The sequence below is a fragment of the Photorhabdus sp. P32 genome (assembly GCF_038085095.1).
GTDB lineage: Bacteria > Pseudomonadota > Gammaproteobacteria > Enterobacterales > Enterobacteriaceae > Photorhabdus > Photorhabdus luminescens.
In genome coordinates this window covers 22,057-33,882 of sequence record NZ_JAZGJN010000246.1, presented here as the reverse complement: position 1 = coordinate 33,882, position 11,826 = coordinate 22,057, and the positions used below count along the sequence as shown (strand labels likewise).

Sequence of the window (11,826 nt, the reverse complement as noted above, 5' to 3'; positions counted from 1 at the left end):
TTCCTGATGGTTTTATTACCGGCAGTCGTGATGAGAAAGAGAATATGACTTTTGTCTATAAGCGAAATGAAAGTGATCATTTTACTTTTAGTATTGAAATATTGAATGATCTTCAAGAGAAAGACCATATGTTAGATCGTATTTCCAGTATGGAAGGTGTATTACTGGCTATGCATACTAAGCTAATAAGGAAAGGGAAGCGGGAAATTCATGGCACTTATACGGAGGAAATTTTGGCAAAAATGCCGACAAAAGTCATCGATGAGCCGGAAGTTACAATCCCGGGATATGCATTTAATTTGGTTGCAAATGAGACGGTTGGGGATTATAAAAATCCTTTTGTTAATATCGAATTGATGAATGACAGGTTATCTGCAACGCCGTATAGTGAAAATGAACTGATAACGTTTTGGGACGCGGTAACAAGTTCTTTTCGTAAAAGACCCGGCGCTTTTAAACGGCAATAACACATTTCAAATAAGACCCCTTATAGGGATATAAGGGTTAATAATCGAAGTGGAGAAGAGCGAACAGATACGAGAACAGCGATTTTACGTTCTGTTATTAAAACAGTGCAGGCGGTGAAAATTGAATAGGAAAACGATCTTATTGACTTTAGCGGTTATTTGTACCTTGTGGTGGTATATGCCGGTATTTTATTACCCAATTTTAACTGAAAAGGAAAAGAAAGTGACAACTGAAATGTTAGCGAATATGCAGCCCCGTTGTGTGGGCCGTTATTTGATAGATCTTCCTGCTGGATTTGACAATGTTATTCATGATGGGATATTTATCGGTGATTCACAAATAAAAACCGAGCGTTTATATCCATTTGCATTTCAACAGCGGATACGGCTAAGAGAGCAGGAATTAAAGGAGGCTAAAACTATTGATTCTAAAGATATGCCGTTCTTGAAAAAAATCTATCGCTTACAAGGGGAGCAAACTGGTGTAATTTTCGATAGGAATGAAGATATTGATGAGCCCGGTTTTGGCCGGGTGCTGGAAGCACATTTATACGACAATGGTGTTGCATTTAAAATTATAATGAAGATAACAGATTTGTCTGATGCTAAGTATGCGAGTGATAGGGAAAGTTATATCAAGGCTGGTTTTTCTGAGGATAAATTGAATACCACAGATAGAACGATGATGGAAATGAGGGATTTATTATCCAGAATCAGTGGCAGAAAAGATACGGAAATACCCACGGAGGCAGGCACCTGCATTCCTGATGGTTTTATTACCGGCAGCCGTTATGAGCAAGAGAATATGACTTTTGTCTATAAGCGAAATGAAAGTGATCATTTTACTTTCAGTGTTGAAATATTGAATGACCTTCAAGAGAAAGACCATCTGTTGGAGCGTTTGAGGGGAATGGAAGGTATGTTTTTGGCCATGCATGCTAAGATAATAAGGAAAGGGAAACGGGAAATTCATGGCACTTATACGGAGGAAGTTTTAACGACCGCTTCGACAAAAAAAATTGATGAACCAGAAACCACAATTCCTGGATATGAATTTATTTTAATTGCCAATGAAACAATCGGGGATTATAAGAACCCTTTTGTTAGAATTAATCTGAGAAATGACCGGTTATCTGCAACGCCGTACAGTGAAAATGAACTGATAACGTTTTGGGACGCGGTAACAAGTTCTTTTCGTAAAAGGCCCGGCGCTTTTAAACGGCAATAACAGGCTTCAAATAAAACCCATTATAGGGATATAAGGGCTAACCATCAGCGTAAGGAGAAACCAAATGTTTAAAGAAATAACCAGTTAGTGGGTTCGATATGATTAGTTTTGATTTTTGGGACTTGGTATTATTCGCCTATGTTTTCCTATTATTATATACTTGGCCGATAATTGTGATGCTTGATGTGTCTGCCATTTGTCGGATAAAGCAATGCATTAAAGATAAGAAATACTGGCGTGCGTCATTCTTGATTTTTGCCGCTGTATTAATGAGTGGCTCCCTTATCTTCTTCATGGTATGGATAGGTTTATATGGCTAAACGGATGAGGAGATAATTATGTTTATCAGTCATATCACTGATCAAAGTAGAATCGTAAGCGTGGCAGATTTAACATTCTATGATAAAGACAAACCGGTTAAATTAATCGGTAGCCTGATTTTTTATTTAAACGCGAAACAGGGGATGCATTCAATGACGATATATGACTATTGTTGCCCGGCTTTCGATGCCATTTTCCAGAATAATATCGAGTTATTATTATGAGCTGGCCCATACCTGAAATACCGGAACTTAAAGCCGTGGCGCCTTTACGTTATCGATTATGGTTTATCATTTTACTTTTAATATTGATTATCGGCACATTGATTTACGCTGTGCTAAAAGACACGACCGATTTCTATCACGCGGCGATTTATAGCAGCTTACCGTCCTTTCTGGTGTGGCTGCTGTTATTTGGCGCGGTATTAAATCGCTATGAGCAATATTGTGCGGCAGCATACGCTTGGGAAGAAGCCAGTGCTGAAACCCGTTTCCAGTGGCAGCAATGGAGCAGAAAACAACTGGCGGTGATCGGTAATATTATTCTGACGCCTGAGCAACAAGGTATTGCGCCGCTATTAGGTGATGCGAAAGAAATTCCTGTTTTTCCTGAACAAGGGCGGGCGTTATCTTTGCCATCGAGCGATAGACGGCAATTGTTGGCTAAAATTGATCAGGATTTTGAAAAACAGTGTCCGGGTTATCGTTTACTTCTACGCCAGATTTATATTGCTTCCGACGATCACGCTTCTTATGAGTCTGCGATATATCAACAGTGGAAAATGAGCCCCTTATCAATAATAAACCGAGATGAAATCGATAAATTATACGATGAGGAGGCTTTTGAAGGGCTGATAATGGTTATTGCATTCCAGTGCTGGCCTGCTGCAAACAATAAGAAAGCGTACAGTGAATTTGTTTCGGCTCAATTATTTTCGTCGATAAAATTTGCCACGCAGCAAAAACTCAATGTCCTTGCCGGTATGGGAAGAACATTACCTTCATTACCCGGAGAAATAATCAAAGACTTACAGATATTATTTGAATATAACCGTATTGATAAAAATAACATGCGGCACCTTTGGATAACCGGTATCTCGAATGATATTCTGACTGAACTGGTTATTAACAGTCATGACTCTGAGTTTAATCTTTTCACCGAAAATTCGGTTCATTTAATCGATCATACTTTTGGTCCGCCGGGGCCGCTATCGATATTTTTGGCATCAGCCATGCTAACTGAGGCAATTAGCCTGACCGGTAGCAACCAGATCGTTATCAGTCAATTACCTGAGGGCAGCGCCAGCCTCTATTTAATGACTAAGGAATTACATCAATGAAAGTTAATCGTCATCACCAATATGGCTATTTAGGATATATTTTTATTACCCTTAGCCTTGCCGGGATATTTCTCATGTTGATCTACTTAAATCAAACATTACTTGAGGAACGGGGGCTGCTTAAATCCGCGTGGTATGCCTACGCCACAGTTTTTCCGATCCTATTAATAGGTTTATTTGGCAATGCTGTCTGGTGGCATATTCGGCAGAATAAAGATCAGAAAAAACTCAGACCTGAAATCGAGCGGACAGCGGGTCGCTCTAGCCAGTCCGCTTTGATATTGAATGATTTAGGCGATCGCATGCGCCTGCGTTACGGGGTGTTCTGGTGGTATAAAGTGCGCATTTTACTGGTGGTGGGCGAAGCGGAGCAGGTGGAAGCGATTGCGCCGGGGCTGACTACGGCACATTGGCAGGAGGGGTATCGCTCGTTGTTGCTCTGGGGCGGCAGTTTGCAGGCGGAACCGGATACTGCTCAGTTGATGGCCTTGCGTCGTTTGCGCCGTTACCGGCCGCTCAATGGCATTGTCTGGGCGCTGACCGAACACCAAAGCGCACAACCGGTGTGGATGGATAGAGCGCTGCGGACGTTGCAAAAACAGGCCCAACAGTTGCGCTGGCAGGCTCCGGTCTATCTGTGGCAGGTGTGTCACAGCGTCTGGTCTCAGGAAGGCCGTATTACTCAGGCCGTCGGCTGCTTTTTTCCTGAACGCTGTACCCCGGATATCGTGGCGACACAGTTGCAAGAATTGGTTGACCCGTTGCGTGAACGCGGGATGCAGCAACTGCTGGAGAAGACCGCCCACGATTTTCTCTGTCGTTTGTCAGCAAACTTAAAGCAACAGGGCATTGCGCACTGGAAACAGGTCCTGACGCCGTGGTTAGCGGAATATGGCGATGTGGTGTCGCTGCGCGGTCTGATGTTCAGTCTGCCGCTCAGGGCGCAGACGACTCGTCTCCCGCAGATTTGGCTGCCCGATTCGGCCTGGCAGGGGGTGTTGGATGGCAGTCGCCGTTTTCACGGCCGGCGGGTTGGCATGCTCCGTACACAAACCGTTTGTCGCGGCCTGATGGTGGTGGGCTTGTTATGGGGTGCCGGCATGGTGCTCTCCTTTTTCACCAACCGTGACCAGATAGCCGTGGTACAGGCGGCGGTCACTGGCCTGAAAGCGCACCCGGAAGGTTCTGATGCCCAGTTGATGGCCTTAAAAAACCTGCGTAACGAGGTGGATCGGCTGCAATACCGGGCTGAACACGGTGTGCCGTGGTATGAGCGTTTTGGTTTGAGTCAGAATCAGAAACTATTGACGACAGTGCTGCCCGATTATGCGCAGGCCAATAATCGCCTGATACGGGACAAAGCCGCCGCGGTGCTGCATGCGAAACTGAGCGCGCTGGTGAATTTACCGCCGGGCAGCCCGTTGCGGGCTAAGTGGGCGCAGGCCGGTCATGACCAGTTAAAAGCCTACCTGATGATGGCGCAGCCGGAAAAAGTGGATGCCGTATTTTTAACCCGGATACTGAATGAAAATGAACCTGAGCGGGCCGGTATCGCCCCCGGCGTCTGGCTGGATACGGCGTGGGATTTGTGGGGTTTTTATGCGGAGAATCTGCCTGCGCATCCCGAATGGAGGATCACCCCGGATAAGGCATTGGTTAAACAGGTGCGTCAGTTGTTGCTGCTCCAGCTAGGTAAACACAATGCCGAAGCGGCGCTTTACCAGCAGATGCTGCAATCAGTAGAGAAAAATTATGCGGACCTGACACTCAGACAAATGACCGGCGACACCGATGCTGAACGGCTGTTTACCACCTCTCACGTGATACCGGGGATGTTTACCCGTCAGGCGTGGGAAGGCGGGATACAAAAAGCGATAGCGGAGGCGGCGGCCTCACGTAAAGAGGCGATTGACTGGGTGCTGAGTGATAACCGTCAGGCCGTCTCGGCTGCGGTATCGCCGGCGGAGCTGAAAGCCCGTTTAACCGCCCGTTACTTTACCGATTTTGCCGGGGCGTGGCAGGATTTTCTCAACAGCCTGCGCTGGAACAAAACTCGTAACTTGTCGGATGTCATCGACCAGTTAACCCTGATGGCGGATGGGCGTCAGTCTCCGCTGATTGCGTTGATGAACACGCTGGCCTATCAGGGAGAGACCGGGCAACAGGGGCCGACGTTATCGGATTCGTTGGTGAAATCCGCCAAAACGTTGTTGAATAAAAAAACGTCTGGGGTGGTTGACCAACAGACGGCTGGCGTGCATGGGCCGATGAATGAGACCTTTGGGCCGTTGCTGGCGCTGATGGGAGAACATCAGGTTGCCGGGGGAATGAAGACCGACAGCACCTTGAATTTACAAACCTTTCTCACTCGTGTAACCGAAGTGCGTTTGAAACTGCAACAGATGAACAACAGTGATGACCCGCCGGCAATGGCGAATGCGCTGGCGAAGACGGTATTCGAAGGGAAAAGCACTGATTTGACGGATACGCAGGGCTACGGGCGTCTGATAGCGGCCAGTCTGGGCGGCCAATGGCGGGGTTTTGGTCAAACGTTGTTTGTCGAGCCGTTAGCGCAGGCGTGGCAGGGGGTATTGAAACCGGCGGCGGCGAATCTGAATAGCCAGTGGCAGAGAGCGATAGTGGACAACTGGAATCGGGCCTTTGCGGGCCGTTATCCGTTTGCCGGCGGCGAGAGTGAAATTTCATTGCCGATGTTGGGCCAATTTATTCGGTCGGATTCGGGGCGGATAGAGCAGTTTTTGACACGTCAGTTAGGCGGGATACTGCATAAAGCAGGCAACCAATGGGTGGTGGATGAAGTGAATGGTCAGGGCGTGCAGATTAACCCGAATTTTCTAAAGGCGATAAATCAGCTCAGCCAGTTATCGGACCTGTTGTTTGCCGATGGCAGTCAGGGATTGCGGTTTGAACTGCGGGCCAGAGCGGTGTGGGATGTGGTGGAAACCGACCTGACGATAGACGGGCAGAAACTGCGTTATTTTAACCAGATGGAAAGCTGGCAGAGTTTTCGCTGGCCGGGAGAGACCTATAAACCGGGCGCGATGCTGACCTGGACCAGTGTCAATGCCGGGGCAAGGTTATTCGGTGATTATCAGGGGAACTGGGGGCTGATCCGCTGGTTGGCGCAGGCTAAAGTGGAAAAGCTGGATGAAAGCCGTTACCGACTGATATTTACGGCCCCGGATGGTTTACCGTTGACCTGGATTTTGCGCACAGAACTGGGCGAAGGGCCGCTGGCATTATTAAAACTGCGCGGATTTAAATTGCCGAAAAATATCTTTGTGGTGAAACCGGGTAATCATACGGCAATAGCGGCGATGAATGATGATGACCTGATAATGGAATAATGCATGCTGTTGGGGATAAATCAGAAAATAGCGTAATTGTTAACTGTTTTCGTTAACGAAATCGCTGTTAGGATAAATATCACTACAGATATTCCGATGAAGATATTTGGCTATATGGGGGAGATCTGTGATTATACTTTTCTCAGTGAAGAGGGAATATTGCTATGCAGTCTTATTGATGTTATTGGCTATCTTATTATTTGCATGGCATGACTGAGAGTTATTCTTCTTTATCGTGATGGGATGAATGAGATTTAAAAAGGAGTAATGAGATTGAGATAGGTGTAATCTATTGAATAAAATGAAAATAGACATTGTTATATAGGGGTATGATTATAACAGCGTATTCAGGTCGTCTTCATTTTATGGCAATCAATGTCAGTTTACTTTTGTCAATCAATGTCATGTTATTGTCATGAAGCTTAAATATTTTATTCGATATGCTGTTATATCGGCGGTGCAAAGGGGGGATGCATTAAAAATCGTATTTTTTTGAAAAAAAGAGTTGATTTTTATAAGCACCCGCCGGGAGGATAAGAAAATTCAGCAATCGCTCATCTTGTTCATGCATTGATGTATTGCGACAGAGATGAGTTGCCTGTGTAAATATCGTTGATTCGAACGGATGATCAACCGTACAGAATGGAAAAAGCCCTCTGGTAAAAACAGGTTAGGGTGGAAGTTGGTCACTTGTAAATAAAAGATGAGGAGTAAATGATGAGTGAACCGAAGGAAAATGAGATTTATCTTCATCCTGAATATGATGAACTGGGCCTCCCTTATTACAACGTGCCGAATGCCAGAATTGAAGAAAATCTGGTGGCGACGTGTTTGAAATATGCGACTAAAGTGATCCCGGTGATTTTTCTGCCGGGGGTGATGGGGAGTAATTTAAAATCAAAAGAGGGTAAGTCGGTCTGGCGGCTAAATGGGATATGGAATCTTGATGTTTTAGTTTGGACGTGCAGAGGAGCCTCTTATAGGAAAGATACACTAGATCCTAGTAATACAGAAGTTGATGATTCCGGGGATATCACGCCTGATCACACTGAGAAGAATAAATTCCAGACTTGCAAGCAGCGCGGTTGGGGGGAGATAGCCCATATGAGCTATGGCGCTTTCCTGCCCTGGCTTCAAGCGGTGTTGGATGATGAGCGTCTGGCCTTTGAGTACTGTCTGGCAGGGAAGGATAAAAAAACCCTTCGGCAACGTATGGTTGATATGAACCTGAATGCGGAGTGGGGGGAAGAGCCGCTGACCGAGGCCGAGGTTGACCATAGTTATGATTTTCTCTACCCGGTTCATGTGATGGGCTATAACTGGTTGCAATCTAATAAGGCGTCTGCCAAGAGGTTGAAGCAATATGTGGATGAGGTTTTAGCTTTTTATGGTAAACGGTGTGCAACTAAAAAGGTGATTTTAGTTACTCATTCAATGGGAGGGCTGGTTGCTCGTTATTATTCAGAACTGCTGAATGGCAAAGATAAAATTTTAGGCATTGTGCATGGGGTGATGCCTGATACGGGGGCCCCGACCACCTATAAAAGGATGAAAACCGGTGAGGATGGCATGACCGGACTGGTTGTGGGTTACGATGGTGAAGATATGACTCCGGTGCTGGCGCAGTCTCCCGGCCCATTACAGCTTCTGCCGGGAAAGGAGTATGGTAGAGGCTGGTTACATATCGCTGATGGTAAAATGACGCATAAATTGCCGAAATTAGATCCGTATGAAGAAATTTATCTGGAAAAGGAGCGCTGGTGGGGATTATGTGAAACCCGGTTTTTAAACCCGGATAAAAAAGATAAGTGGAAAGATAATGAAAGTTGGGAAAATTATACACATATTATAAGGAAAAAAGTTAGGCCATTTATTGAAGAGTTAACTGGTAAGTATCACTCGAATACTTATGCCTTTTATGGCGCCAGCGAGAAACATTTATCCTATGGAGTTATCTCCTGGCAAGAAGCCAGTAAGGATTATTACAATAAAACGGAAGATTATTCCGGCCTGACATTTGATCGGCCGATATACGATCCTTATAACCTGGAGATGGGCAAAAGCCGTATGGTGCAGTTTTCTGTTGGCCCTTCTTTTCAGGATATTGCGGCGAAAACTTTTAAGCTGGCGCCGCCCAAAGATCCGGGAGATGGGACGGTGCCGGTACAGTCTGGCCGTATTTCAGCCAGATATTTACGCAGCTTGCTGGCAACAGAAGTCGACCATGAAGGCGCATATAAAGAGGCAAACGGGACGAAAGAGACGTTTGCCCGGTTATTCACCTTACGCTCAATTGTGAAGATGGTGCAGGCGGTGAAAATTGAATAGGAAAACGACCTTACTGACTTTAGCGGTTATTTGTACCTTGTGGTGGTATATGCCTATATTTTATTACCCGATTTTAACTGAAAAGGAAAAAAAAGTGACAACTGAAATGTTAGCGAATATGCAGCCCCGTTGTGTGGGCCGTTATTTGATAGATCTTCCTGCTGGATTTGACAATGTTATTCATGACGGGATATTTATCGGTGATGCACAAATAGAAACCGAGCGTTTATATCCACCTGCATTTAAACAGCGGATACGGCTAAGAGAGCAGGAGCTAAAGGAGGCTAAAACTATTGACTCTAAAGATATGCCGTTTTTGAAAAAAATCTATTGCTTACAAGGGGAGCAAACTGGTGTAATTTTCGATAGGAATGAAGATATTGATGAGCCCGGTTTTGGTCGGGTGCTGGAAGCACATTTATACGACAATGGTGTTGCATTTAAAATTATAATGAAGATAACAGATTTGTCTGATGCTAAGTATGCGAGTGATAGGGAAAGTTATATCAAGGCTGGTTTTTCTGAGGATAAATTGAATACCACAGATAGAACGATGATGAAAATGAGGGATTTATTATCCAGAATCAGTGGCAGAAAGGATACGGAAATACCCACGGAGGCAGGTACTTGCATTCCTGATGGTTTTATTGCTGGCAGCCGTTATGAGAAAGAGAGAATCACTTTTGTCTATCAGAGAAATAAGGATGATCATTTTACTTTCAGTGTTGAAATACTAAATTATCTTCAAGAAAAAGACCATCTATTAGAGCGTCTGAGGGGAATGGAAGGTATGTTTTTGGCCGTGCATGCTAAGATGATAAGAAAAGGGAAACGGGAAATTAATGGCACTTATACGGAAGAAGTTTTAACAACTGCTCCGATAAAAAAAGTTGATGAACCAGAAACCAAAATTCCTGGATATGCATTTAGTTTAATTGCTAATGAAACTGCCGGGGATTATAAGAACCCTTTTGTTGCTATTGATCTAGGGAATGACAGGTTATCTGCAACGCCGTACAGTGAAAATGAACTGATAACGTTTTGGGATGCGGTAACGAATACTTTTCGTAAAAGACCCGGAGCTTTTAAACGGCAATAATACGCTTCAAATAAAACCCCTTATAGGGATATAAGGATTAACCATCAGGATGAAGACAGAGAAACAAGCACGAATACTGATTTACATTCAGTTGTTAAAATAGTGCAGGCGGTAAATATCAGTAAAAAGAAGATGATTGGTTTTATTCACTATCGTAGCAATTTATGCCTTGTGGCGGTGATATTTCCCTGCCCATTATTATCCTGTTTTAACTTAAGAAGGAAAATGAAATGAAAACTGAAATATTAACTAATATGCCGACGCGTTGTATCGGGCATTATCTGATTGATATTCCTTTAGTATTTGAAAACATCATCAATAATGAGATATATATTGGCGATGCAAAAATAGAAACCAAGCGTATGCATTTATCCGCATTTGAACAGCGGATAGAGATAAGAGAGCAAAAATTAAGGACGACTAAAACTACCGATCTGAAAGATCTGCCCTTTTTAAAAAAGGCCCATCATCTCCAGGGAAACTTATATGGCGTGATTTTTGATAGAAATCAAAATATCAGCGAACCCGGATTTTCCCGAATATTAGAAGCCCATTTATATGATAATGGGGTTGCTTTTATGATAGAGATGAAGTTTACAGAAATATCAGATGATAAATACAGCTATTCACGTGACCGTTATATAAAATCTGGATTGCATGAAAACCAATATAAAATGCTGTCTCAAACTCTGGACAAAATGCAAAGGCTAATTGCCAGAATCAGTGGCAGAAAGGATAGCGATATTCCGACAGAAGCAGGAATCTGTATCCCTGACGGTTTTATTGCCGGTCATGATAATGATAAAGAGAATATGTTGTTTGTCTATCAAGGAAATCAGGATAGTAATTTTACATTTAGTGTTGCAATCATTAATGACTTTAAAGGGGAAGGGATTTTACTTGAACGTATTAGTGAAATTGAGAGGGATTGGTTCATTAACTATGGCCAGATAATAAGAAAGGGGGAAAGAGAGATAAATGGTATTTATGGGGAGGAGTTGTTAGCAGTAGGTCTACAGTCTTTTGACAATAATCCTCGGTATCGATTTGATTTTATTGCAAATGATATGGCATTGGATGATAAAAACGTCGGTGTTGGTGTTATATTAATGAATTACCAGTTACCGGCAACGCCATATACCGAAGATGAATTGATCATGTTTTGGGAGGCAATAACGAAAACTTTTCGTAAAAGACCGGGAGCTTTCGAATAGTGATAAAGTGATAGTGTTTTAAGTAATTAATTGGAGGTTCAATGTGCTCTGGATTTTATCGCTAATGGTTTTTTTCTTTATATATTGATGTTTAGTCCGGCAATATTGGTTATTGATATACCCGTTATCTTTCAAGTTGCCTCTTTGTTGGCTGCACTCACTCACCCCGGTCACATAGTTATCTATGCTCCCGGGGATTCGCTCCCTTGCCGTCGCGATGCATCTTGAAATCCATTGGGTATATACTTATCATTCGTCGGATAATTAAACGTGGAGGATGGGGGAAATATAAAATTGTGTTTTTTTTGATTCCTGGCGTTCTATTGATGAGTATCTTGATTGCCGGTGTGGGCTTTTTCACTAACATGTTGTTTGTTTATTTATATGACCATTTTGTGTCGCCATTTTGGTTGAGATAATAATTTAAAAATCAATGGTAAGGTATTTCGATATGAAATATTG

Annotated in this window: 8 protein-coding genes; all 8 read left to right on the top strand. The window is 43.7% G+C overall.

The genetic code is table 11. From position 1 onward, the window contains the following. The coding region (locus V2H77_RS08890; RefSeq protein ID WP_341498510.1) for a T6SS immunity protein Tli4 family protein at positions 1 to 467 on the top strand (467 nt) is incomplete at its 5' end. A 121-nt stretch (positions 468 to 588) separates the two neighbouring features. After that, complete coding sequence (locus tag V2H77_RS08885) at positions 589 to 1,695, top strand: T6SS immunity protein Tli4 family protein (protein WP_341498509.1); 1,107 nt, start codon at positions 589 to 591, stop codon at positions 1,693 to 1,695. 338 nt (positions 1,696 to 2,033) lie between these two features. Further along, the gene (locus V2H77_RS08880; RefSeq protein ID WP_341498508.1) at positions 2,034 to 2,240 is read left to right on the top strand and encodes a hypothetical protein; all 207 of its coding nucleotides are present in this window, start codon (positions 2,034 to 2,036) and stop codon (positions 2,238 to 2,240) included. Next, complete coding sequence (locus V2H77_RS08875; protein WP_341498507.1) at positions 2,237 to 3,355, top strand: hypothetical protein; 1,119 nt, start codon at positions 2,237 to 2,239, stop codon at positions 3,353 to 3,355. The genes V2H77_RS08880 and V2H77_RS08875 overlap by 4 nt, the downstream gene beginning before the upstream one ends. After that, positions 3,352 to 6,723, top strand: a complete 3,372-nt coding sequence (locus tag V2H77_RS08870) for an ImcF-related family protein (protein ID WP_341498506.1) — start codon at positions 3,352 to 3,354, stop codon at positions 6,721 to 6,723. The genes V2H77_RS08875 and V2H77_RS08870 overlap by 4 nt, the downstream gene beginning before the upstream one ends. Positions 6,724 to 7,437: 714 nt before the next feature. After that, positions 7,438 to 9,051 carry an esterase/lipase family protein gene (locus tag V2H77_RS08865; RefSeq protein WP_341498505.1) on the top strand — a complete coding sequence of 538 codons (1,614 nt, stop codon included), beginning with the start codon at positions 7,438 to 7,440 and terminating at the stop codon, positions 9,049 to 9,051. Next, positions 9,044 to 10,150, top strand: coding sequence for a T6SS immunity protein Tli4 family protein (locus V2H77_RS08860; protein ID WP_341498504.1), 1,107 nt, complete (start codon positions 9,044 to 9,046; stop codon positions 10,148 to 10,150). Before V2H77_RS08865 ends, V2H77_RS08860 begins: the two co-directional genes overlap by 8 nt. A gap of 230 nt (positions 10,151 to 10,380) precedes the next feature. Beyond that, positions 10,381 to 11,364, top strand: a complete 984-nt coding sequence (locus V2H77_RS08855; protein WP_341498503.1) for a T6SS immunity protein Tli4 family protein — start codon at positions 10,381 to 10,383, stop codon at positions 11,362 to 11,364. Positions 11,365 to 11,826: the final 462 nt, after the last annotated feature.

What these genes read in the sequence shown, in the direction of transcription:
- V2H77_RS08880 (WP_341498508.1), top strand. Translation starts at nt 2,034, where the DNA reads ATGTTTATCAGTCATATCACTGATCAAAGTAGAATCGTAAGCGTGGCA.
- V2H77_RS08875 (WP_341498507.1), top strand. Translation starts at nt 2,237, where the DNA reads ATGAGCTGGCCCATACCTGAAATACCGGAACTTAAAGCCGTGGCGCCT.
- V2H77_RS08870 (WP_341498506.1), top strand. Translation starts at nt 3,352, where the DNA reads ATGAAAGTTAATCGTCATCACCAATATGGCTATTTAGGATATATTTTT.
- V2H77_RS08865 (WP_341498505.1), top strand. Translation starts at nt 7,438, where the DNA reads ATGATGAGTGAACCGAAGGAAAATGAGATTTATCTTCATCCTGAATAT.
- V2H77_RS08855 (WP_341498503.1), top strand. Translation starts at nt 10,381, where the DNA reads ATGAAAACTGAAATATTAACTAATATGCCGACGCGTTGTATCGGGCAT.